This window comes from Nocardia vinacea (genome assembly GCF_035920345.1).
Taxonomy (GTDB): Bacteria; Actinomycetota; Actinomycetes; order Mycobacteriales; family Mycobacteriaceae; genus Nocardia; species Nocardia vinacea_A.
Genome location: NZ_CP109149.1, coordinates 3,885,524 through 3,909,303 on the forward strand (window position 1 = coordinate 3,885,524; position 23,780 = coordinate 3,909,303).

At 66.4% G+C, this 23,780-nt stretch carries 20 protein-coding genes; 9 read left to right on the forward strand and 11 right to left on the reverse strand.

What is annotated here, in order from left to right; all coding sequences use genetic code 11:
* Nucleotides 1-40: 40 nt before the first annotated feature.
* The 3 genes from OIE68_RS18190 to OIE68_RS18200 all read left to right on the forward strand — a co-directional run bounded on the left by OIE68_RS18190 (nt 41) and on the right by OIE68_RS18200 (nt 2,770).
* The gene (locus tag OIE68_RS18190) at nt 41-1,159 is read left to right on the forward strand and encodes an acyl-CoA dehydrogenase family protein (protein ID WP_327100554.1); all 1,119 of its coding nucleotides are present in this window, start codon (nt 41-43) and stop codon (nt 1,157-1,159) included.
* A gap of 15 nt (nt 1,160-1,174) precedes the next feature.
* Nucleotides 1,175-1,945: an SDR family NAD(P)-dependent oxidoreductase gene (locus tag OIE68_RS18195; protein ID WP_327100555.1), complete on the forward strand. Its 771-nt coding sequence runs from the start codon at nt 1,175-1,177 to the stop codon at nt 1,943-1,945.
* A 69-nt stretch (nt 1,946-2,014) separates the two neighbouring features.
* Nucleotides 2,015-2,770: an SDR family NAD(P)-dependent oxidoreductase gene (locus tag OIE68_RS18200; RefSeq protein WP_327100556.1), complete on the forward strand. Its 756-nt coding sequence runs from the start codon at nt 2,015-2,017 to the stop codon at nt 2,768-2,770.
* A 91-nt stretch (nt 2,771-2,861) separates the two neighbouring features.
* Here the strand turns inward: OIE68_RS18200 and OIE68_RS18205 are convergent, their stop codons facing one another.
* Entirely contained in the window at nt 2,862-3,617 is a 756-nt protein-coding gene (locus OIE68_RS18205) for a hypothetical protein (protein WP_327100557.1), read from the reverse strand.
* Between the two features lie 227 nt (nt 3,618-3,844).
* On the opposite strand from OIE68_RS18205, the gene hsaA reads away from it, so the two are divergent.
* On the forward strand, nt 3,845-5,011 hold the full coding sequence (hsaA, locus tag OIE68_RS18210; RefSeq protein ID WP_327100558.1) for a 3-hydroxy-9,10-secoandrosta-1,3,5(10)-triene-9,17-dione monooxygenase oxygenase subunit: 1,167 nt from the start codon (nt 3,845-3,847) through the stop codon (nt 5,009-5,011).
* Between the two features lie 95 nt (nt 5,012-5,106).
* Here the strand turns inward: hsaA and OIE68_RS18215 are convergent, their stop codons facing one another.
* The 4 genes from OIE68_RS18215 to OIE68_RS18230 all read right to left on the reverse strand — a co-directional run bounded on the left by OIE68_RS18215 (nt 5,107) and on the right by OIE68_RS18230 (nt 8,869).
* Entirely contained in the window at nt 5,107-5,655 is a 549-nt protein-coding gene (locus tag OIE68_RS18215) for a flavin reductase family protein (protein WP_327100559.1), read from the reverse strand.
* A 24-nt stretch (nt 5,656-5,679) separates the two neighbouring features.
* Entirely contained in the window at nt 5,680-6,861 is a 1,182-nt protein-coding gene (locus OIE68_RS18220) for a hydroxylase (RefSeq protein ID WP_327100560.1), read from the reverse strand.
* 164 nt (nt 6,862-7,025) lie between these two features.
* Nucleotides 7,026-7,871, reverse strand: coding sequence for an alpha/beta fold hydrolase (locus OIE68_RS18225; protein WP_327100561.1), 846 nt, complete (start codon nt 7,869-7,871; stop codon nt 7,026-7,028).
* Nucleotides 7,868-8,869 carry a VOC family protein gene (locus tag OIE68_RS18230; RefSeq protein ID WP_327100562.1) on the reverse strand — a complete coding sequence of 334 codons (1,002 nt, stop codon included), beginning with the start codon at nt 8,867-8,869 and terminating at the stop codon, nt 7,868-7,870. Before OIE68_RS18230 ends, OIE68_RS18225 begins: the two co-directional genes overlap by 4 nt.
* Nucleotides 8,870-9,118: 249 nt before the next feature.
* Here OIE68_RS18230 and OIE68_RS18235 point away from each other — a divergent pair, with 249 nt between their 5' ends.
* Both OIE68_RS18235 and OIE68_RS18240 read left to right on the forward strand, forming a co-directional pair.
* Nucleotides 9,119-10,720 (forward strand): FAD-dependent oxidoreductase, encoded by a 1,602-nt coding sequence (locus OIE68_RS18235; protein WP_327100563.1) that lies wholly within the window; start codon nt 9,119-9,121, stop codon nt 10,718-10,720.
* Nucleotides 10,721-11,057: 337 nt separating this feature from the next.
* Nucleotides 11,058-11,873, forward strand: a complete 816-nt coding sequence (locus OIE68_RS18240) for an IclR family transcriptional regulator (RefSeq protein ID WP_040699384.1) — start codon at nt 11,058-11,060, stop codon at nt 11,871-11,873.
* A 109-nt stretch (nt 11,874-11,982) separates the two neighbouring features.
* Here OIE68_RS18240 and OIE68_RS18245 read toward each other — a convergent pair whose 3' ends face one another.
* The 3 genes from OIE68_RS18245 to OIE68_RS18255 all read right to left on the reverse strand — a co-directional run bounded on the left by OIE68_RS18245 (nt 11,983) and on the right by OIE68_RS18255 (nt 16,384).
* Entirely contained in the window at nt 11,983-12,489 is a 507-nt protein-coding gene (locus OIE68_RS18245; RefSeq protein WP_327100564.1) for a DoxX family protein, read from the reverse strand.
* A gap of 32 nt (nt 12,490-12,521) precedes the next feature.
* Nucleotides 12,522-12,683 (reverse strand): hypothetical protein, encoded by a 162-nt coding sequence (locus OIE68_RS18250; protein WP_327100565.1) that lies wholly within the window; start codon nt 12,681-12,683, stop codon nt 12,522-12,524.
* A 257-nt stretch (nt 12,684-12,940) separates the two neighbouring features.
* Nucleotides 12,941-16,384: a protein kinase domain-containing protein gene (locus tag OIE68_RS18255; RefSeq protein ID WP_327100566.1), complete on the reverse strand. Its 3,444-nt coding sequence runs from the start codon at nt 16,382-16,384 to the stop codon at nt 12,941-12,943.
* A 300-nt stretch (nt 16,385-16,684) separates the two neighbouring features.
* On the opposite strand from OIE68_RS18255, the gene mftA reads away from it, so the two are divergent.
* Nucleotides 16,685-16,783 (forward strand): mycofactocin precursor MftA, encoded by a 99-nt coding sequence (gene mftA / locus OIE68_RS18260; RefSeq protein ID WP_327100567.1) that lies wholly within the window; start codon nt 16,685-16,687, stop codon nt 16,781-16,783.
* Here the strand turns inward: mftA and OIE68_RS18265 are convergent.
* Genes OIE68_RS18265 through OIE68_RS18275 form a run of 3 tightly spaced genes read right to left on the reverse strand, consistent with a single transcriptional unit; the run spans nt 16,777 to nt 20,898 of the window.
* Nucleotides 16,777-18,162 (reverse strand): amidohydrolase family protein, encoded by a 1,386-nt coding sequence (locus tag OIE68_RS18265; protein ID WP_327100568.1) that lies wholly within the window; start codon nt 18,160-18,162, stop codon nt 16,777-16,779. The two genes, mftA and OIE68_RS18265, sit on opposite strands and share 7 nt — an antisense overlap.
* 15 nt (nt 18,163-18,177) lie before the next feature.
* Nucleotides 18,178-19,812, reverse strand: a complete 1,635-nt coding sequence (locus OIE68_RS18270) for a CoA transferase (protein WP_327100569.1) — start codon at nt 19,810-19,812, stop codon at nt 18,178-18,180.
* Between the two features lie 30 nt (nt 19,813-19,842).
* Nucleotides 19,843-20,898, reverse strand: coding sequence for an enoyl-CoA hydratase/isomerase family protein (locus OIE68_RS18275; protein WP_327100570.1), 1,056 nt, complete (start codon nt 20,896-20,898; stop codon nt 19,843-19,845).
* Nucleotides 20,899-21,036: 138 nt separating this feature from the next.
* On the opposite strand from OIE68_RS18275, the gene OIE68_RS18280 reads away from it, so the two are divergent.
* Both OIE68_RS18280 and OIE68_RS18285 read left to right on the forward strand, forming a co-directional pair.
* Complete coding sequence (locus tag OIE68_RS18280) at nt 21,037-21,813, forward strand: enoyl-CoA hydratase (protein WP_327100571.1); 777 nt, start codon at nt 21,037-21,039, stop codon at nt 21,811-21,813.
* A 237-nt stretch (nt 21,814-22,050) separates the two neighbouring features.
* Nucleotides 22,051-23,742 carry a hypothetical protein gene (locus tag OIE68_RS18285; protein ID WP_327100572.1) on the forward strand — a complete coding sequence of 564 codons (1,692 nt, stop codon included), beginning with the start codon at nt 22,051-22,053 and terminating at the stop codon, nt 23,740-23,742.
* Nucleotides 23,743-23,780: the final 38 nt, after the last annotated feature.

A 23,780-nucleotide genomic window follows, 5' to 3' on the forward strand; every position in this document is an offset into this window, starting at 1 on the left:
TCGCAATGATGTATATGTCTTCGGCATCGGGTGGTGACTGATGAACTTCGAGCTCAGCGACGAGCAGACGATGTTGTGCGCTGCCTCGCGCGACCTACTGTCGGACCGGGCGCCGATCGAGACGTTACGGACCTGGATGGAACGCGACGAAGACGTCGACCCGCAGCTGTGGCGGCTCACCGCCGAGCTCGGTTGGCCCGGCCTGGCTCTACCCGAGGAGCACGGCGGTGCGGGCCAGGGGCTGGTCGAGCTGACACTGGTCGCGGAGGAGATCGGGCGCGGGCTCGGACGCGGCCCGTTTGTCTCGACCGCCGTCGTCGGTGCCGCGATCGCCGCCGCGGGTGCACCCGCACTGCGGGCCGAGGTGCTGCCCGCGCTTGCCGAGGGATCCGGTTGGGCCACTTGGGCTTTCGCTGAACCGCGGGCACCGTGGACGCTGGACGGGCTACAGGCCGAGGCCCGGGGCAACGGGGACGGGTTCATCCTCGATGGGGTCAAGACCGCGGTACAGGATGCGGGCGGTGCGCGTTGGCTGCTGGTCACCGCGCGGCACGAAGGCGTTCCGACATCATTTCTCGTCGACCGGGACAGCGCCGGGGTCACCGTCCGGCGTCAGCAGGTCCTGGATCTGACGCGCGCGTTCTACGAGGTCCGGCTCGAGCAAGTGCACGTCCCGGCCGAGCGCCGCCTCGAGGTCGGAGCCTGCGAGGTGCAATGGCTGCTCGACTACGCCTCGGTGCTGCGATGTGCCGATGCCCTCGGGGTCATGGCGCGCATGCTGGAACTCACCGTCGAATACACCGGGGCCCGCGTGCAGTTCGGTCGGCCGATCGGCACCTTCCAGGCCGTCAAGCACGCGTGCGCCGATATGGCGATGTTCGTGCACGGCGCCCGCGCGGCGACCTACTACGCGGCGATGGCCGCCGATGCCGATGACGCCACGCGCGCCGCATGCGTCGCCGCCTCCTATACCTCCTCCGCCGCCGGGGAGGTCACGGCCCGCGCCCTGCAGTTACACGGTGGTATCGGCTTCACCTGGGAGCACGACCTGCATCTCTACCTGCGCCGAGCCGAGACCGACGCCGTCCTCTACGGCGGCGTCACCGTCCATCGCGACCGGCTGTGCACCCTGCTGCAACAGTCCACCGCATCCGTCTGAGCGAGAAGGAATTCCATGGAAATCAAGGGTAAGAAGGTCGTCGTATTCGGCGGCGCCTCCGGCATGGGCCGGGCCAGTGCCGAACTGCTTGCGGCGCGCGGCGCTGATGTCGCGGTGCTCGACCGTCCCGGTACCGCGGGCGCCGAGGTCGCCGCCGCACTCGGCGCCAGCTTCCACCCCGTCGACATCACCGACTTCGCGGCGACCGAGCAGGCACTCGCCGACGCGGTGGATTCCCTTGGCGGACTGCATGTCTCGATCACCACGGCGGGCGGCGGCAAGGCCAAGCGCACGCTCGGCAAGGAAGGTCCGCACGACCTCGAGACCTTCCGTCAGGTGCTCGACCTCAACGCCGTCGCGACCTTCAACATCAGCAGGCTCGCCGCAGCGCATATGAGCCGCAACGAACCGGAGGATCCCGAGGAGACCGGCGAACGCGGCGTCATCATCAACACCTCGTCTATCGCGGCCTTCGAAGGCCAGATCGGTCAGGTCGCCTATGGCGCCGCCAAGGCCGCCATCGCGGGTATGTGCCTCACCATGGCCCGTGATCTCGGCTCCCTCGGCATTCGGGTGCTCGCTATCGCGCCCAGCCTGTTCGACACCGGTATAACCGTCAAAATCCCGGACGAGATGCGGGCGCAATTGGTCAAGGACGCCGCCTTCCCCAAACGGCTCGGCCGTCCGGAGGAGTACGCCAAACTCGCCCTCGCCATCATCGACAACCCCATGCTCAACGGCCAGTGCCTGCGCCTGGACGCCGGCCAGCGCTTCGCTCCGAGGTGATCGCGGTACCGAACGCGAAAGGTCAAGTCGAGCACCGAATTACGGTGTCTCGTTCGAAGGAGGGACGTGATGTCCGAAAACGAGCATCAGGGCAAGGTCGCGGTCATCACCGGCGGTGGCCGCGGCTTCGGTAAGGCATTCGGCACCGCATTGTCGGAACTGGGCGCGCACGTCGTGCTCGCCGATATCGACGGCGCGGTCGCCACGTCCGCCGCCGCGGAGTTGACCGCGCAGGGCCGCGGTGCGACGGGGGTAGCCTGCGATGTCGCCGACGCCGACGGCGTCGCCGCGATGATGGACGCGGTCACCGAACGCCACGGCGGTATCGACATCCTGGTCAACAATGCGGGCCTGCATGCCGCCTACAACCGGCCGTTCACCGAACTCGGCCTGGCCGCGGTCCGGCGGGTATTCGACGTCAATGTCATGGGCCTGATCAACTGCACGCTCGCGGCGCACAAGGCCATGACCGGGCGGGACGGCGCCTCGATCGTCAATATCTCGTCGTCGGCGGCATACGCCAACCGAACCGTCTATGGCGTCTCCAAGCTCACTGTCCGGGGACTGACCGTCGCCTTCGCCCGTGAGCTCGCCGAGGCGGGTATCCGGGTCAACTCGATCGCGCCGGGCTTGATCCTCACCGATACGGTCCGTGCCCAGTTGTCCGCCGCGGAGGCGGAGCGGGTGCTGAGCGAACAGATCCTGCACCGTGCGGGCGAAGAGCAAGACATTGTCGAGGCACTGCTCTACTTGGTCTCGCCGCGGGCGTCCTTCATTACGGGGGAAACACTCCGTGTGACAGGCGGTTTCGCGCTGTCGGTCTAGCGTTGCGCCGAATTTCCCTGCGCGGCAACAACTGCGGCCGGGTCTCGCAGGAGAAATCGCGAGACCCGGCCGTTCAGTGCTGTCCGGACAGCTACGAGGTCGCCGGCTGAGGCTCTTCGGCTGCCTCGTCGGCTTCCTTCGCGGCGAGTTCGACTTCCTCGCTCTTGATTGCCTTCAGCAGCACCAGCGGCGTGATGACCTTCCAGATGAGGTAGACGATCGCCGGAATGCCCTGGGCCAGGATCCCATTCCACGCGAACGGGCCGGTCTTGTTCAGGAAGACGAAGGCGCCCGAGATGAGCAGGACACCCAGAAGCATGCTGAGGTGCGCGTACCAGCGCGGGAAAATCGGCTTGGCGCGCTGATCGAAGTAGGAAGCGAATCCGATCGACCAGACCTGCAGCACGAAAATGCAGGCGTTGCCCACATACATCAGCCAGAAGATGTCGGTCATCGCGGACAGGACATCGGGGGAATGACTTTCCGGCCGATATGCAGCGGCGGCCAGAATCGCCAAGGGGTAGAAGAAGCCGGTCGGCGCGACGACGCCGGTGGTCAGCTGGACCATCGACAACCAGCCCCAGCCGCCTTCGACCCGCCTCATCTGCATGCTGGTCACGACCACGTATGGATATTCGAATGGCACGGTCAGCACCATGATGGCCACACACAGCAGAATCCCGTGCTGATTCTCGACCAGGAAGTCGCGAACCTCATTCGCGGTCATCGTCGGACTCATGGGCGAGAGCAAGTCGCCGACCCCGTAGGCGACCAGCATCAGTACGAGCACCAGGAATCCGCTCCACGCCGACCAGCGCTGTAATCTGAAATAGATTGATTTTTTCAACGGATCTCCTTCGATCTCTGCACTCATCGCCAGCAATTCCGTCCCAGGGACGAAAGCTCCCCTAGTGTGATGACCCGCACATTCGACCGGCGGCGAACTTCCGCAGAGCGGGATGCCCGCGCAGCCGCCTCAGCGTCCGCGCCGCGTATTCCCGTTCAGCGGCAGCGGCGTGCGAGCCGGTCGTGTTCCGGCTGGAGTACGCGGTGCTCGAGGCGCAGGATTACCGCATGGACAACGATGTAGCCGAGGCGGTGCGCGGGCTGCTGCCGGAACTGGCCGAACGCGCGGCGCAGGTCGACGTGACCGGCGAAATACCGGAACAGACGATGACCGACCTGATCGCCGTCGGCGTCTTTCGGCTGCTGCAACCGAAATGGAGCGGCGGCCTGGAGGCCGACCCGAATCAGTTCTACGACGTGGTCCGGATGATCGCGGGCACCTGCGGCTCCACCGGGTGGGTCGCCTCGGTGCTCGGGGTAGTGCCGTGGCATGTGGCACTTTTCGACGAGCGCGCACAACGCGAGGTGTGGTCCGAAAACCCGAATGCGCTGATCTGTCCGTCCTATGCGCCGGTCGGCCGGTTGACACCGGTCGAAGGGGGCTACGAACTCAGCGGACATTGGCGCTTCGCGTCCGGCTGCGCACACGCGTCATGGGCGGTCCTCGGCGGCACTGTCTATGCCGAGAACGGTGATCCGGTGGATATCGTGTCCGCGCTGGTACCGCGCGCGGATTACCGTATCGACAAGGTGTGGGATTCCGTGGGCCTGCGCGGCACCGGGAGCCATGACCTGCACATCGAGCGCATCTTCGTCCCGGAATACCGGACGACGCGCAACTACGACGTGACCCACCGGCGTGGTCCGGGCCAGAAACTGAATACCGGTCCGCTGTATCGCATGCCGTTCGGAACGATGTACAGCTATTCGGTCACCGCGCCGATGATCGGCTTGGCGGAAGGCTGCCTGGAGAAATTTCTGACGCGTATGCGCAATCTCAACCGACCGAGTTTCGGGGGCGGCAGTCTCAGCACGGACCGGTCCGTGCAGATCGCCGTCGCGCGCGCCGAATCGGATGTCGACGCCGCCGTCCTGCAGCTGCACCGGAACCTGCAGGACCTGTACGAACGTGCGCGCCGCCGCGAGGACATCCCGATGGAGCTGCGGCTGCGAGGCCGCCGGGATCAGGTGTGCGGCACCGAGCGCGCGATCACCGCGATCGATCTGGTTTTCCAGGCCGCGGGCGGCCTGTCACGACGCCGTGGCAATCCGATCGAACGGGCCTGGCGGGATGCGCATACGGGCAGTATCCATGCTGGTAACGATGTCGAATCGTCGCTGGCGCTGTGCGGCCGTGGCTCGTTCGGGTTGTACGTCGACGACATGCTGGTCTGAACAGACAGCGACCCCAATGGCCTGCCCTGCCATTGGGGTCGTCGAATTGTGCACTGGCACAGTCGAATTGCTCACTGGCACATGAGCTCAGGTGACTACCACCCGACGAGCCGGTCCAGTACCAGCGGCGCGCTGGCGAGATAGTCGCCGTACCCGCCGCGGAAGAACAGCAGTGGGGTTCGCACCGACTCCACACGCAGTTCGTGCACCTGCCCGACTACCAGGACATGGTCGCCGATCTCGACGATCTGCGCCACGGTGCAGTCGACCCATGCGACAACCCCATCCAGTACGGGATTGCCCAATGTGGACGGCTGCCACGTCACACCCTGGAACCGGTTGCCGCCCCTGGACGCCATCCGCCGCGACACGTGTTCCTGGTTGCCCGCCAACGCATTCGCGCAGAACCGCCCGGTGTCGCGAATCCGTTGCAGGGTCGAGGAAGACGTGTCCACCAGGAATGACACCAGGGGCGGGTCGAGCGAGACAGAGGTGAACGTCCCGACGACCAACCCGTGCGGCCGCTGATCATCGTCGAGGGTGGTGATCGCGACCACGCTCGTGGGGAAATGGCCGAGCACATCCCGGAAGTGGCGCCCAGTGATCGCCACCACCGTCTCCTGCGTCGATCCGATCTCACTCATAACCATCCTCCCTGACTGTTTGCGTCAGACCATCACGATCATCGACGGCGGCAGCTCGAGCCCCATCTTGACCAGGGAATTCGCGTGGTAGGCCGTGCCGGGGACATGGATCATGTGCTGCAGTGCCATATGCGCGTCGCGCCAGTACCGCTGGATCGGGTTACTGCGCCGACCGGCGTTTCCACCGGAGCGTGCGAAGATCTCGTCCAATGCAGACACCGCCCGCCAGGCGCAGCGGACCTGATTGCGCCGGATATTCGACCGATCCTCCAGCGTGACCGGCTTTCCAGCCTCCACCTGGTCGTAGAGCCGGCTGACGCCGTCGATCAACTGAATCCGCGAGGCCTCGATCTCCGAAGCCGCCTCGCCCGCGGCGTAGAGCGTGTAAGGATCGTCGCGCACCTGGACACCGGTCACGGCAACCCGGTCGCGCTGTTGGGCCAGGTGCACGGCCAGTCCGCCCTCGCAGATCCCGATGACCGCGGCGGTGAGCCCGAGCGGGAACATGGTCGTGAACGGCAGCTTGTACACCGTGTCGGTGAGCCCGCGCTTCTCGGCCGCCGCACCCTGCATGATCTCGTCCTGGACGATGACGTGGTAGTCGGGCAGGAACGCCCCCTCGATCACCACGTCCTTACTGCCGGTACCCGACAGACCGACCACGTCCCAGGAATCCTCGATGATCTTGTAGTCCGCACGCGGGACGACCACATGCAGCACGGTGGGCGGCCCGGCGGGCTTGCCAGTGCCGTCGCCGAGCAGGGCGCCGAGGAAGACCCACTCACAGTGGTCGGTACCCGAGGAGAACGGCCAGCGCCCGCTGAGCCGGTAACCGCCTTCCACTGGATCGGCGACGCCCATCGGCATATAGGGCGAGGCGATCCAGGTGTCCGGGTTCTCGCCCCAAACCTCTTGCGGCAGACGGGGATCCATCTGCGCCATCTCCCACGGATGAACGCCGACGACGCCGCACACCCAGCCCGCGGCGGGGTCGTGCTGCGCGACCGCCATCACGGCTTCGGCGAAGTCGCGCGGGTGCGCTTCATAACCACCGAACTCCTTGGGCTGCAGCAGCCGGATCACCCCGGCAGAGCGCAGCAGTTGGGCGGTCTTATCGCTCAGCTTGCCGAGCTTCTCGTTCTCCTCGGCGAGTGCGGCCAGTTCCGGCCCCAACTCCTCGACACGTTGGACTACTTCGTGTGCCACGACGCACACCTCCTACTCACTGGGAAATTACAGGTGCCGCCGCGACGGACACCGAAAGTGCCGATCTGGCGAGGGGATTCGCTCATTGTGATTCCTTGGTCCATTCGGTCACCACGGACTTTCCGCTCACTGGGAAGACGCATGGTGCACCCGAGTCGGACGAACTATGCGGCGGATGGTTTGCGGGTGAGGAATTCGATCGCGACCCGCTCGAAATCGGACTTCCGCTCGATCTGCACCCAGTGCCCACAGCGGGCGAAGGTGTGCAGTTCGACATCGGGCAGCCAGCGGTTCGCGAAGTGCGCCTGGTCGTAGGGCAGCATTCGGTCGTCGCGGCCCCACAGCATCAGCGTCGGAGTCGTGATGGTGGCGGCCTTGGTCCACAGCGGCGTATACGTCTGACGCAGCTGTGGATTGAACATCGAACCGAAGATCGCCTTCATCCGGTCGATCACACCCTCGGCGGTGGCATTGCGCATGCGTTCGTCGACCAGTTCGTCCGTGATCAGCGCGGGGTTGAACACCATCGCCTTGATCCAGGCGATCATCCGGTCGCGGGTGGGATCGCCGAGGAATTCGAACAGTCGCTGAAACCCCTCGCTGGGGTCGGCCTGGAAGATGCCGACCGAAAGTCCGCCGGAGCCCATGATGGCCATCCGGCGCACCCGTTCGGGATGCAGCGCGGCCAGTTCCGCCACTACCGCTCCGCCCATGGAGTTGCCGATGAACACCGCGGAATCGATGCCGAGGTGATCCATCAGCCGCGCGATCCGCTTCGCGGCGACCACCGGATAGATCTCGTCGAGTTCGGGAAGCGCGCTACCGCCGAAGCCCGGCAGATCGGGCGCGATCACCCGGAACTGCTCGCCGAAAACCGGCAGATTGTGCTGAAAGTTCGACCAGGCACTGACACCGGGACCCGAACCGTGCAACAGAATCAGCGGCTCACCCTCGCCTACCTCGTGGTAGTTGAAGGTAAGCCCATCGACATCAGCGGTCCGCTGCGTCATTTCAGGCCCGCGGACGGCGAGGTCGTGAGGAATCCGGCGCCCGGGCCGACGTCGAGGACGTCGCCGTACCAGGTCTGGCCGTACATCAGCTCGGGCACCTTCCACTCGAGCGCCTGCCAGTCCGGATCCATGATCAGGTACCCGCCGGAGTAGAGCTCGACGCGGTGACCGGAGCCGGGATCGTGGATGTAGAGGTACATTGCCTGACCGATACCGTGCTTGCCCGGACCGTGCCCGAAGTCGATCTCGAGATCACGGATCTCGTCCGCGGCCCGCAGAATGTCGTGGTAGTTCTCGATATTGAAGGCGATGTGATGGAACCGTGCCTTCGCGTCCTCCGCGTTCACGCCGATCGCGATGTCGTGCACCTGCGGTGTCACCGACAGCCAGGACGCCATGATGGTCTCCGGGAACTGCGGAATCATCGCAAATTCACGGCGCTTGAAGCCCAGCGCTTCACGCAGCCACTGCTCGGACTGATTCACCGTGCTCGCGCTGGTCTGCACGTTCAGATGGTCGAGGCGGCGCACGCCGAAGCCGCGACGGCGCGAGCTGTTGCTCGGCAGCTTCGAGCGCAATTCCTCTGGTGCGAGCGGCTTGTCGATGTCGTAGTAGAGCTCGAACGGATGCTCACTACCTGGCACCAGGAAGCGGATCGCGGTGCCGCGGCCGAGTTCGTGCCCGGCGGGCAGTTCGATCGACTCGATCTCCTGCTGCTCGAGCTGCTTGTGGAACAGCTCGACGTCCTGCGGGCGCTGGACCCGGAAACTGTAGGTGTTCACCGTGGCCTCGTCCTGCTGGGTCAGCACGAGCGAGTGGTGGGTGAGCTCCTGGTAGCCGCGCAGATAGGCCACGCCGTCGTCGGTCTGCGCGACGACCTCCATGCCGAGCAGGTCGCGGAAGAACCCCAGCGAACGCTCCAGGTCCGTCGTGCCGAGATTGATGCCACCGGCATGGGCGATCTGCGGGCCGGGATCGTAGTCGTGGGAAAGAGTCATGCAAGCTCTCCTTGAAATCGATTGACGGCCAGGAACGCTAATTCGTGTGGCACCCGCCACTAGGAGAATTTCCGCCCACCGGAAGCGGCGCACTCGCGTCGGCTGGACCGGGCGCTGATTCCGCACAGCGGAAACCGATTCCGGCCCGATAGCCGCAGCCACCACACTCGGGAGGTCTACGCCCCGGGTGACCCAGGTCACTGCCGGGCGATGGCAGGAGATTCGCGGTCCGGAAGCAAGGAGACAGTTATGCCCGCTGACGAGGAAACCTACGACGTCGTGGTCGTCGGGTCCGGAGGAGGGCTGGTCGGCGCTTACGCCGCCGCATCTCGCGGCCTGCGCACACTCGTCATCGAGAAGACCGATCGCTTCGGCGGCACGACCGCCTATTCCGGTGCAGGACTGTGGTTTCCGGGTAGTACCCCGTTGCGGCGCGCGGGCGTCGAGAACGACGTCGAAACTGTGCGCGGCTACCTCCGGGAGATCGTCGACGATCCCTCGCGCGAAGCCCTGCAGGACGCCTACCTGCACACCGGGCCGATACTGATCGACGAACTCGAGCAGAACCCGCAGTTCGGGTCCTTCTTCTACCAGCCCGTGCCCGACTACTTCGCGGAGAAGCCGGGCGCGACGGCCGCGGGCAACACCATCTTCCCGGCCGAGATCGAGGCCGCCGAGCTCGGTGATCTCGCCCCGCTGATCCGCGACCAGCTGCCCATCGAGATCTGGGGCGGAGAGCCGGCACCCGTACTCACCGGCGGCCGCGCCCTCATAGCGCGAACGCTGAAGGCGTTCCTGGAGACCGGGAACGGCTCCTACAAGCTCGAGACCGCGCTCGAGAGCCTGATCGTCGAGGGCGACCGAGTGGTCGGCGTGGAGGCGGTCAGCAAGGGCGAGCGGGTCCGGATTCGCGCTACCCGCGGCGTCATCCTCGCCGCCGGCGGATTCGAGCGCAATCGCGAACTGCGCGAGAAGCACAAGGTCGCCCCGTATCACGGTGACTGGTCCGATGGCGCTCCTGGGAACACCGGCGACGCGCTGCAGGCTGCCGTCGCGATCGGAGCCGCCACCGAGTTGCTGGACCAAGCGTGGTACATCCCCGGTCTCATGCAACCCGGCGGACGACCGGTCTTCCACACCGGTAGCCGCAGCGGCATCTGGGTCAACAGCGCGGGCGAGCGCTTCATGAACGAACTGCTGCCCTACGACCGGGCCGGGCGCGAGATGCTGCGTCTGCACAAGGAGACCGGCGTCGCACACACTCCGTGCCACTGGATCTTCGATCAGCGCCACATCGACCGGGACAGCTTCGGTGGCGACCCGGCCGTGCCGCCCCGCCCGGAGTGGTTCGAATCGGGTGCGCTGCGCAAGGCCGACACCATCGAGGAGTTGGCCGATCTCATCGCGGTGCCCGCCGAGAACCTCCGTAAGTCGATCGAGGAGTTCAACTCCTATGCCGCCGAGGGGGTCGACCAGAAGTTCCACCGTGGCGAGACCGCCTGGGACCAGATGACCCAGTACGTCGTCGGATTCCCCGCCGGACCCGTGATGAGTTACGTGAGTCCACTCGACAACGGCTACCAGAACCCGCTGGTCGCGCCGATCGACACACCGCCCTACTACACCGCCACCATCGCGCTTGCCGATATCGGCACCAAGGGCGGCCTCAAGACCGACGAGCATGCCCGCGTCCTGCGCGCGGACGGCGAGCCGATCGCGGGTCTGTACGCCAGTGGTAACACGATGGCCGCCATGTCCGGCCGGGTGTACCCGGGCGCGGGGACACCGGTCGGCTCTTCTCTGGTCTTCTCGTATCTCGCGGCGCTCGACCTCGCAGGCGCCGCCGTGTGACAGGCGGGTTGATGACCGAGATTGCTTGAGCACGAGCAATATTCAGTAGCCTGAGGCTCGGCCGGGAGCGAACGACTTCCGGCCGATCCCAGGAGCGCCCGGCGGCAAGTAACAGCCGGGATACAGATCAGTATCCTCTTTCGCTAAAAAATTCTCTGTACCGATCTGTATAAATTTCGGCGATTTCCGCCAATCGGGGGTCTTCGCGTGGTTACACTGGCCGCTGAAGTTCGAGTCTCCGAAGTAAGGAGGCGCTGAAATGACCTCGATGTTGAGGATCAGTGAAGCTGCCGACGCCGCAGAGCAGTCTGCGTTATCCCCCTCGCTAGTAGAACGCATGACGTTGATCATGGAATCGTTCGGGGGCGCACAGACGCGCCTCACGCTGGAGGAGGTCAGCGGCCGGACCAACATACCCCGGTCCTCGACCCATCGCATTCTGAAACATCTCGTTCAGCTGCGCTGGTTGGAACGCGACGGCCGGGAGTACGGCCTCGGATCCCTGGCATTGGGTCTCGGCGGCCGAGAAGACGGCCACAACGCATTACGCGCCGCGGCATTCCCGCTGCTGCACGCGCTGGCGGTGCGCACCGAGATGGTCGTACACCTAGCCGTATTGGACGGCACCGATGTCTACTACCTGGATAAATTCGGTGGCCGGGCCGCGGTCGAAATTCCGTCGCGGGTCGGTGGCCGCGCCCCCGCCCACTGCACGGCCATCGGCAAAAGCATGCTCGCGTGGTTGTCACCCGAGCGGGTCGATAAACAGTTCAAGGGCGCGATCCAGAAGCGAACCACCCGAAGCATCAGCGATATCGGGATCCTGCACCAGGAATTGAGCCGGATCCGGGCGCGCAACGGCCTCGCCTTCGAGCGCGGCGAATGCTATTCGCATATCGCCTGTGTCGGTGCGGCGGTGCGCGGGCCGGACGGGCCGATCGGCGCGATATCCATCGTCTGCGACGCCCAGGCCGCACTCGAACGACTGGCGCCGCTGGTCGCCAATACCGCGCACGCGATATCGGAGAAATTGTTCGGCGTCGCGCCGCAGCCGGACCGGCCACGTCACGTACCGGCCACGCCACGGATCGCCCTGCCCAGCGAAGCGCTCGGCGAACTGGTCGCCATGGGCGAGCGGGGCGCGTGGTTCTGAAATAGCGAACAGCAGGTCGATCACGCCCGCATCGTCTTAGCTTCTCGCGACCAACGGAAATTCGGGATCGGCTGGCCCCGCACCACCGGTGCGGGGCCGTCGAATTCCCTTATTCTGCTTGCGCTTTCGGCCGCCAACTCACGGCGAGCAGAACCGCCGCGCCGCCGACGCCACCGATCACCGCGATGGCCGATCCGAGACCACCGTCGAGCGTCGCATCGATGCCGAGCGCGCGATCGAGCGAGGCCTTGCCCGGCCCGATGGCCGCGACACAGGCGGCCACCACAGCAAGCATCAGCACGTACTCGTAGCCGTCCTTGAATACGAAGAAGCCGTTCTTCCGATGCGCGATGACTGCGGCCACCGCCATACTGCCGACGATGAACGCCGCCGCGGGCGCGGTGAGCAGTCCGGCCGCGAAGGCGATTCCGGCCGCCAACTCCCCCGCACCGCTCAATGTCGCATGGACGCGGGGCGGCCGCAGCCCCATCGAGGCGAACCAGCCCGCCGTACCGGCCACACCACCCGGGCCGAACAGGTGGTTATAGCCGTGCGCGGCCATGGTCAGGCCAGCCACCAGCCGGAGCACCAGGATCGCGGCATCGATCGTTGTCATACGAAAAGAGACTCCTCATTGTCGGGATCCGGCTACGAGGTCCACAGCCGCGCACAAGGCAGCGGAAGCAGCCCGTCGTCGAGCTTCGTATCGATGTCGACGTCCACGCCCAATCCCCGCACGGCCGCCGCGAAACATTCGGCGGCCTCCCGGGCGGCGCGGTACTGCAGCGGGGGGTGCCCGTGAAAATGCACTCGGATACGGCACTCGTCACCGCACGGGCGAGACCTCCGCAACGATATCGGGCGCCAGTCGGGCTGACATGCGAGCGCCGTGGGTGAATTGTGTCGAGCCATTGTCGTGTCCTCGCCGTGCAACACATCGATGTGTCCGCTCCTCGCACCGGGATGCCAGGCGAATGAGCGACAGCCAGATTCAGTGCACTCAATATAGACCTCACGGCAGACCCGAAACACGCGAGTGTGATCCACGCCACAAATGTTTTCGAGGGCTACTGCCGACCGGTACCGGCGGGCAGTAACTGCGTCAGAAATGACAGCGGCGTCCGGCGCAGCCCCGGATCGGTACCGATGAGCGCGACGACGGCGGGCTCGATGGCGGCTCCGGCATCGGCCGCCAACCGCGGCAAGCCGAGTTCCGCGCACTGCGCCAACACCGGATCCAGCACAGCGATGGCCTCTTCCAAGCGGTCCGCCGTTGCCAGGCAGCACGCCGATAGCAGTCGCGCCTCCAATAGCGCCCGCGGCCGGCCTTGGCGTTCGAGGCCCCGCACCAACCGCTCGGCCAATACGGTGGCAGTCTCGGTGGCCCCGGCCGAGTGATCCGCCAGTAGCAGCCGTATTGCCGAATCCCACTGGATTTCCGAGGTGAGAATGGTGATTCCATCGCCTTCGGCGCGGTAGGGCGCGAGCCGCTCGAGTGCCGCCGCCTCGTCCGCAGCGATGGGCAGGCCGAGGCGGATTCGCTCGTTGACGATGCGGGCGGCCAAGCGGGGCAGCGCGAGATTGCGGGCCATCTTCGCGCCCTCGGCAAGTCGCTCCCGCGCCGCCCCGAGATCGCCCCGCAGCGCCGCGATCCGCGCGCCGATTCCATAGGTTGCCGATACGAATTCGACCGCTCCGCCCTCGGGCCCCGCCTTGACGCTCTCGTCGAGCAGCGCCGCCGCTTCGTCGAGTTCGCCCCGCCAATAACACAGCGCACCGAGCAGTGCGCCCGTCATACGCGTGATGTAGGAATGGCGACCGGTTTCCAGTGCCAGTGACCGAGCGGTTTCCAAATGCGTCTGTGCCGCCGCGATATCGAGTTGCTCGAAGGCAGCCACACCGGTCAAGCCGTAGCTGTGCAGTAAGCCGGTCGGCCCCTTGACCCGGGCCCGATGCGGCGCGACCCACCGCTGCCACCGGTACACCTCGTCGAAGTCGAACCGATAGAGCGCGGCCGCCGATCCGACTCCCGCCGCGATGGTCGCGATGAACGGGTCGACTACCGACTCGAGCCGATGCGCGACCAGCTCCGGCATTTCGGCGGCTCGGTCGGCGGTGAGCCGGCATGCGGCCCGCGCCAGCGCGGCCTCGAGATGGAGATCGGTGACGTCATCCGCATCCGGCCGATCGGCGCCCAGCACCGCATCGACCCGATCCAAAGCCGCCTCGGCGGCCACCGGCCGCTGCAGCGATATATTGCCCCAAGCCACGAACAGTTGCAGGCGCGCACTCGATACCGCGACCGCGGTCGGCAGTTTGGCAACCAGCCCGAGCAGTGTGGCCGTCCGGGCACTCTCCAGCAGTTCCGTCGCGCGCTCCTCGATCAGGCGCAGCGCACCCGCCGAATCACGGGCGGCCAGTGCGTGATCCACCGCTTCGTTCAACATCGCGTGGTCGGCGAACCAGTCGGCCGCGATGCGGTGCAACCGGACGCATCTGTCGGGATCCTGTTCGGCCAGCCTGCGGCGCAGGAAGTCGCCGAACATACGGTGATAGCGGAACCACTCGAAGTCGTCGCCGACATTGTCCCGGAAGTCGACATTGCGCAGAAACAGATCTCGAGCCTTGACCTGCTGCAACAGCCGTGGAGCCGCCGGGCCGGACAGCGCCTCGGCCAGTCCGGCGCAGATCTTCTCGGTGATCGAGGTCGCCAGCAGAAAGTCCAGCAGGTCCGGATCGAGAGTGTCGAGCACGTTTTCGACGAGATACTCGCCGATCGCCTCATGCCGGCCCGACAGTTGATCGATGAACCCGGCGGGATCACTGCTGCCGCGCAGCGACAGTGAAGCGAGTTGCAGTGCCGCGATCCAGCCTTCGGTCGAGTCGAGCAGTTCGGCGACCTGCGATCTGCCCAGCGTCAGGCGATTGATGTCGAGCAGGAACGCCGTCGATTCGGCATCATCGAATCGCAAGTCGTCGGAATCTATTTCGACCAGTTCGTCGCCGACGCGCATCCGGCTGAGCGGCAATCCCGCACGCGTTCGGCCGGTGACGATCACCCGCAGGTGATGACATCCGTTGTCCAGCAGGAATTCCATGGCGGCGCGGGTACCGGCATCGGTGACGAGGTGCCAGTCGTCGATGACGACGGCTAGCGGCGCACCGCTGTCGTGCACTTCATCGATGAGCGATGCCAGCACGTATCGAGTGGCATCGCTGGAATGCTCCTCCAGCATGGTGACGAGCCCGCCGGCCAGATCCTGGCGAGCCCGGCGAATCGCCTCGACCAGGTGGGCGAGGAACCAGACGACATTGTTGTCGTCGTGGTCGATCGTCAACCACGCGACCGACATCCCTTGTGCAGTAAGAACATCGCGCCACTGCGCAGCCAGTGTGCTCTTGCCGAAGCCCGGCGGCGCGTGGATGAGCAGCAGTCGGCGATTGCCGCCCTCCTGCAGTTTGCGCAGCAGCCGCGGCCGGTCCACCAGGGGGCGGGCCGAGGTCGGCGGACGATATTTGGTCGACGCGACCGGCGGTGGCGCGGTGGTCCGTGGTCCGGTCCCCCGCTGTGCGGGCACCATTATCGGCCCGGACCGCGGTTCGTGCGCGTCGGCGGGCACCGCCATGGCGTCCACATCGAGCCCGCAATTGCGTTGGACATCGCGCAGCAGATATCCGAATTCGACTGCCGTACGCGGCCTTCGGTCCGGATCGGTGGCCATCGCGGCTTCGATCGCGGCGCGGAGTTCGGCGGGGACATCCACTTCGCCCAGGTCGGGCCCGGGTGTCGAGGTGACTCGAACGAAATGCGCGAGCACGGCCTCACCCGTCTGGCGTTCGACGGCCGCGTGCCCGGTCAGCAGGCAGAACATGGTAGCGCCGAGGCCGTAAACGTCCGAAGCCGCGCTCGGCGGCGCACCCCGCAGCACCTCCGGTGCGATGAATGCCGGTGTGCCGGTGATGCGTCCGGCGGAGGTCTCGAATCCCCCGCCGATATGCGCGATGCCGAAGTCCGCCAGTTGCGGCTCCCCGTAATCGGTCACCAGAATGTTCGCGGGCTTCACATCCCGGTGCAGTGTGCCCCTCGCGTGCGCCGCGGCGAGCGCCCCGGCGATCTTCACCCCGATCGACAGCAACTCCTGCCACGGCAGCGGCCCCGTCGCGCGCAATCGCGCATCCAGCGACCCGCGCGAATGGAAGGGCATGACAATGAACGGACGGCCGTCGGCGGTCACATCGGCTTGATGAATCGCAACGATATTGGGGTGACCCGAGAGTCGGCCGAGCGCGTGCTGCTCCCGGACGAACCGCTCCCGTTCGTCACCGCTGATCTCCGAGGTCAGCACCTTGACCGCGACAGTGCGATCGAGCGAGGGCTCCAGACACCGATAGACGACGCCGAAACCCCCACGACCGATCTCCTCGGCATCCTCGAATCCGGCGGCGGTCAGTTCCGCGGCGATTCCGAACCGGATATCGCGCTGGGTATGTTCGTTCTCGTGGTCGGGCATGGCGAATCGGCTAATCGACTGGTGTCGATCTGCGCGAATCCCCGAAGCCGCTATGTCCGACCATGTGATCACCTCTCGAGGCAGAACCGCCGACCCCGACCTGCCGATCATAGTCGGGAAAGCCGAGCTCCGGTGGGGTTGCCGAGGCAGTGCCGGGATTCCGGAAAGCCGTTGCGGGCGCGATCTCCAGGCACTCGAGATCGTTCCGCTCACCGGGATCCGACAGACGCAGTCGCCGGGCGCTCGCTATCGTCCAATATTCGTCATCAACTGACGAAATCCATCGGCAAGGAGTACCGGATGTGCGAGGAACAGGGCATTGCGCACGAGTCCGACCTGGTGATCGCTGACTTGCTGGTGGAAGAGGTCTCGATCGACGGTATGTGCGGCGTCTACTGACGCGAATACACCAGGTCACCGGCCACGATGGTCGCCGCGACGATCTCGGCATCGAGTCGATGGGCGGCCTCGTCCGGCGTTACCGACAGCAGTGTCAGGTCGGCGACCGCGCCCGGTGTGATCCAGCGCGCCGCCGCCGGACTGTCGGGTGCGCCGAAGAACAGTGACAGCGCTTTTGGGACCGACACCGCTTCCGCGGCATGGAATTCCGTCGGCCTATGTACCGCGGCACGCACGACCGACCACGGATCGGGTGCACCGAATGGCGCATCGGACCCGGCTGCGACACCCACCCCGGCATCGACGAGTGAACGCAGCCGCCACAGATCGGGCAGATCCGCCGCGGGCACCTCGTCTCGGTACTGCTCGGCTCGTTCGACCACGAAATGCGGTTGGGTGACGACCGAAACCCGCTGTCTGCGTAACCAATCCAGCGATTCGTGCGGTATCACCGCACCGTGTTCGATCCGATCCCCCGCTCGCACACCGGCCAGGTCCAGTGCGGCCATGGTCAAGATGAACTGCACCCGCGTGACGCAGTGCACCGCGACGGCCCGGCTTGCCGCGTGAATCGCGCGCAGCCGGTCGGCGAATTCGTCGAAGGGGGGCAGATCGAAATCGTCGAGCACGATCTTGGTAGGGCCCAACGTGAAACGTGCGCCGTCGGGCTGCGACACCTCGGGGGGCGCCATGCAGTGCACCCGCTGCACGATCCGCCCGGTTTCGACCGTCTCGGCCAGTTGGTCGATATCGGCTTGCGCGAGTCCCGGGGTCGCGTCGGTGAATCCGGTGATGCCCATTGCCGCTGCGGCGGCACTCACTGCGGCCAGATCCGTTGTGCGCGAGTCGACTCGCTCCCCCATCCAGGAGTCCATCCGGCGCAGCCGCCCGGTCGGCCGCCCGGTCTCGTCGCGTTCCACACCCGGCGCGTCATTGCTGTCCAGACCGACCAGCTCGCATGCCATCGAGTTGAGCTGCCACAGCACACCGGTGCGGTGCTGCACGCGCACGGGACGGTGCGGGAGCATCCGGTCCAGCACCGCACGATCGAGGGGTCCGGCTACCGACTCGTGGTATCCGGTGCCGCGAATCCACTTGCCAGGCAGCAGCTTTCGATCGGCCTCCTGTAGTCGCGCCGCGAACTCGGTTGCGGTGCGCACATGCGGCGGGCCCAGTGGAACAGATTCGTAGGTCGCCGCGAGTGAACGCAGGTGGATGTGGTGGTCGTGCAGTCCGGGCAGCAACCAGCCACCGCCCGCGTAGATCTCGTCCTCGCCCGGCAGGCGACCCAAACCGGTTGCGCATTCGGTGATGACACCGCCGTGGATGCGCACGTCCATCCGGCCAGCACCGAAGACCTCGGCATCACGAATCAACATGAGGCACAACTCGTTTCATGCCGCGCCGCCCAGTTGCGGCACCCGCGGACGCAGCACCCGTTGCGAACGACCGTAGTGCGGGCATTCGACAACCCAATCCGCACCATCGGCAAGCACTCGATGCGGTCCATGGGTGAGCGCGGGGGCCGAGGCAAAGGCGGCGGCAGTGGCGCGCATGGACAGGTCGATCAGCTGTCCTCCGCCACCGAGAACGGCGCAGCATACCGCCAATGCCGCACAGATTCCGGTGAGTGGATCGGCGATGGCGTCACCGCAGAACACCGGCTCGCCCGCATCCCAGCCGACCAGGCCGCCCGCCACCGCCGCATCGTCGCCGAATGCCACGCGCATCGGCTCGGCGCGACCATATCCGGTCAGGCTCAACCAGACCTGTCCGTCGCGATGCACACGGTCCCCGGGAGCCAGGCCCAGTTGAGCCAACGCCCGCGGCCGGGATGCCTCGATCACCACGTCCGCGGTGGACACCAGCTCGCGCAGCGTTTCCTGCCCTGCGGGCGTATGGAAGTCGACGGCGATCTGTTCGTGCCCGCCGTGGAGCCAGTCGAAGAAGCGAGGATCACCGCGGCGTGCGCCATCCGGGCGTCGGGGGCTCTCCACCTTGACCACCCGTGCGCCTGCGCGCCCGAGCAGGTGGGCACACAACGGTCCCGCCCACATCGAGGACAGGTCGACGACCACCGCCCCGTCCAGCCGTGCTCCGAGAACCGGTTCGGCTATCCGTGTTGTCTGCCACGGGAATTGAATGCCCGACGTCGCGGACATGGCGGCTGACGGTCTGGCGACGGGGGGTGCTGCGCCATCGGGCAAGCGAGTGGCGGGGTGCGCGTCGGCAGCCAATGCGTCGGCGGGGTGCGCGGCAGCGGGTAACGCCGCGGCGGGGCCAGCTTCGACAGGCACCGCAGCGACAGAGTCCGCAGCAGCAGGCACCACAGCGGCGCGGTCCGCATCGACAGGCACCGCAGCGGCGCGAGGCGCGATAGCAGGCACCGCAGCCACGGGGTCCGCATCGACAGGTACCGCAGCGGCGTGGGGCGCGGCACCGGACAGCGCAGCGGCAGAGTGCGCGTCGACAGGCGGCCCGGCGGCAGACAGCGCAGCGGCAGGGTACGCAGCGGAGGGCAGCGCGGCGGCGGGAACGCCGAGTAACTGTGCTCGGTCGGCGAGGTCGGTTGCGGTCCACTCGCGGGCGGCCCTGGTGAGCGTCGCCCACGGATCGTCGGACACCGAATCCGCCCCAAGGATCGCAGGCACCGAGTCGATATCGTCTTGGCGGCTCAAGGTGATCGCGCACCAGCCGTCCGAGGTTCGCAGCAATCGACCGGCTCGACCCACAGTCTCCCGACCGCCGCGCCGCAGGTCCAAGAACCCGGCTCGACCGGCCAGTAGCAGCCCTGGATCGGCACGGACCTCGGAGCCGATCTGCGCGGTGATTCGCGCCAGCGCCTCGGTGGCTTCGAGAAGCAGTCCATATGCCGCCGCGGGCGAGATGACGGGAGCGCCATCGGGGCGTCCGGTCAGATCCATGGCGCCGGACGCTGCCCAGGCGAGCGCCGCGCACTCCGGCTGCGTTTCGACCGGGCGCGACAGGACATCGGGCGGGCACAGCGACCGCACCCAATCCCGCAGCACCGCTGCCGTAGCCGAGGTATTCGTGTGCGATCAACTCCTCGTCTGTTCCACCGCGTCGACCATGCCCCACTCGAGCGCGGCCGCCGCGGTCAATCGCTGTTCGGTCAACATCAGCCAGGCGGCGCGCCAGCGGCCGATCCGCCGCGGCACGCTGACGGTACCGCCCGCTCCGGGCACCAGGCCCATCCGCAGTTCCGGGAATGCGAAATAGGTATCGGGGGTGGCGATCACCGTGCCCGCGAATGCGGCCACTTCCGCGCCCGCACCGATGCATGCCCCGTGGGCGCGCACCGTGACCCGGTCCCGGATGCGGTCGATGATCCGCCATGGCGCCCGGTCCAGCCGGACCAGATACGCGGCCACCAGATCCGTCGCCGTACCGAATTCGTCCAGATCGCCGCCGCTGCTGAAAACCGGTCCGGCCCCGTTTATTTCGACGGCCGTGAGCGTGGGATCGAGGTCGGCCAGGCGCACCGCCTCCAGCAGATCCTCACGCAGCCGCATGCTGAGTGCATTGCGTCGCTGCGGGTGATTCAGCGTGATCGTCAGGCGATCGTCGTCGCGGTGCGTCCGGACCAGGGCATGCTCCGGCGGTGTGACTGTGCGCGCCGCGCCGCGCTCGGCCAGCCAACGCTCGAATTCGTTGCCACCGAGGAGCATCGAGTACACCGCCGCCTCCGCCGCCAGCGCGGGCACGGTCGGCAATCGCACCGTCTGGCGCAGCAACTGTCCACACGTGACGGCCGCGCGGGGCGAATGTTGAACCGCCGCCCCCAACAGATCGAGCGCGGCATCGATATCGTCCACCACGACGGCCTGCGGCAACGAGTTCGCCGCGGCATCCGTGGTGAGGGTGAGCGTTGCCGCCTGCAGCAGTGGCGTCAGGCCGGGTGTCGTTGGCCCACGCAGCACCCCGACGACGAGCGGTAGCGCCTGATTCATCCGCTCGGCGGTCCGGGCGATTCGGTCCGGTGTTTCCGTGCCGAATGCGTCCAGCGGGACCACCACCATGGGGGTAGCGGGAGTTCCGTCCGCGGTGAGCTCCACCGCGAACTCGTCGAACAAATCGATCCCCGAATCCGGCATAACTAAAAACTAGCCGCGTCGACGAGAGGGACCAACTGCATCGACGCTCCAGTCGTTCATGGTCGGAACCGACCGGAAAGAGTATACCTAATCTGGTTAGATTAGCTCACGTCCGATTCTCGACCCGGAAGGCCCACAATGACCGATCAGCCCGATGTCCTCGTGGAACGCACCGACACGATCGTGCGGCTGACCCTCAACCGCCCCGAACGGCTCAACGCCCTTACGGCCGACATGATGAACGAGGCCGCGACAGCCGTCGAGAAATTCGGCGACGATCCGACCGTTCGGGTGTTCGTCGTGACCGGCAACGGGCGGGCATTCAGCTCAGGAGCGGATCTTTCCAACTCGGCCAGCAATGGTCCACAGGTCGCGACACTCGATGCGGCGAACCGGTTGATCCGTGCCCTGCGCGCCGCGCCCCAACCGGTGCTCGCGGCGATCAACGGTCCCGCGGTCGGCGTCGGATGTTCACTGGCGCTGGCCGCGGACATCACCGTCGCCCGCGAATCCGCCTACCTCCTGCTCGCCTTCGCCAATGTAGGCCTGATGCCCGATGGCGGTGCCACCGCGATGGTCCCGACGCTGATCGGATATGCCCGCGCCGCCCGCATGGCCATGCTGGCCGAGCGCATTCCCGCACCGCTGGCTGCCGACTGGGGTTTGATCGGCCAGGTAGTGCCCGATACCGACTACGATGCCGAAATCGCGAGGCTGACAACCAAGCTCGCCAACGGACCGACGGCGGCATACACCCGCACCAAGCGCGCATTCAACGCGATGGCCCTCGCCCAACTCGACCAGGCGCTCGACCTGGAACGCGAAGGTCAGTCCGCCCTCTTCGAGACCGCTGATGTCGCCGAGGGCATCGCGGCGTTCAAAGCCAAGCGCACGCCAGGTTTCATCGGCCGCTGAGCGAGTTCGTCAGATACCACAAAAATCTGCGGAACCTGTTCCAGAGGCTTCACAAAAGCCCTGCTCAGCGCGGATAGTGCGGCGCGACTGCGTCATTGACACCGAGGCGGACGACTCGTAGCTTCGGCGGACCGGAACGAGTTCCGGCCCGGCGAAGGGAACTCAGCGTTGATACGGCGTGCGCGGTCAGATCTCTGGTCGACGAAGCAATCATGGTGGCGCGCATCAACTTCGGCGATGGCAGGTGTCGCGGCGGCAGCCGTGCTGGTGCCCGCGCACGCGGAGCCGATCGACGCCGGGCGAACGGAAGTGCCGGCGATCTCGACATCGGCGATCTCCTCGGTCAGCGAATCCGTTGTGACCGTGACGATTCCGCTGCCGGAGTCGGCTGGACCGCATCCGAGCGCCTGCGACCAACTGTCGTATCTGCGCTACCGCGACATAGACGGTCCGCGTCGCTCGGCCGATGCGGACGCCGTTCTGGTCGCCCAGCCCGGCATCTTCGAAGGTGCGGGAGCATTCGACAGCGTCGCCCGTAACACTGTAGCCGCGGCCGCGAAAGTCGGCCGGCACGTGGAATTCTGGGCGCTGGATCGCCGTTCCAACTGCCTCGAGGACCACACCGGAATCCACGCCGCCCTCGCCGACGGAGACGTCCATCGCGCTGTCGACTACTACTACCGCAACGCCGAGATCAACGGTAACCGGTTCGACGGCTATCTGCTCGACGACCGTTCGGCCTGGCTCGCCCACCTCGGCATCGCACAAACCGTGCAGGACGAATTCGACCTGCTCACCGCCGAACTGCCGGATCCCACGGTACGCAGACAGAAGGTGCTGTGCGGCGGCCACTCGCTCGGCGGCATCGTCACCGGCGTATTCGCCGAATGGGATTTCGATGGCGTCGCCGGTGGTGATCAATGCGCGGGCTATTTCGCACTGGACTCCGCGATCGACACCTCACTCTCCGCGCTCAACGGCATCCCGGACATGGTCGATCTGTCCATCGGCGGCCGCGGCTACGATGCCGTGACGGCCGGGCTCGCCATCGGCGCACTCCCGCGAGTGCTTGCGCTACCGGCGGTCATCAACCCGGAGACGATGAACCTGCTCGGCATCGCGGGGCTGGCCGCATATCTGGCGCCGGACACCGAATCCGATCTGGCACACGACATTCCGAACAGCCTCAACCAGGACGCCACCTATCGGGTGCTGATGTCACGCGATGCCGCGACCGCGGCCACCGGCTCGCCATCGGTCCGCGACTTCCGAGTCACCAACGCCGCTGTGCTCGGCGCCTTCCTCGATGCCAACTCCCAGCCACTCGCACTGCTGCAAACCGGGTTCGGATTCTTCGACGGTGCACCGGTAGCCGAGAAGAACTTCCCGGTTCCCGGCGACATCGCCGCGATACCCGCGCTGCACGGACTGACCGGCACCATGCTCGGTCCCGATCGCAAGGCGATCCCGGCAGCCCCCAACGGACCGCTCTACACCTGGCGCGACTACGACCAACTCGCCGATGTCGCCATACCGGTCGACAGCCACGGGGTCCCGTTCACCGATTCCGGACAGGAGGTGACCGACCTGCGGGACCTCTCGCGCAGTCTGGCGGCACAGCCCTTGGACTTCACCGAGTGGTACTTCCCGACGAAACTGGCCGGCGATACCTACCAACTGCACGCCCCCGACATCGCTCGGCACACCACCCATCCCGGCGCCATCGATGCCCACCCCACCATCAATCTGATCGGCGGCTCCGGAATCGCCCTCGCCAGCGGACATCCCGGCCGCGGCAGCACCGTGGTGGCCCCCGGCTACCACCACCTCGACGTACTCACCGCCGCCATGAACCAGAACAACCGGCAACCCGAAATCGTCTCCACCACACTCGCCCAGTTCGCTGTCACTACCACCGGTCCACATTGATCGGAGGTGTACCCAGGTACACCATCGTTTCGGGACCG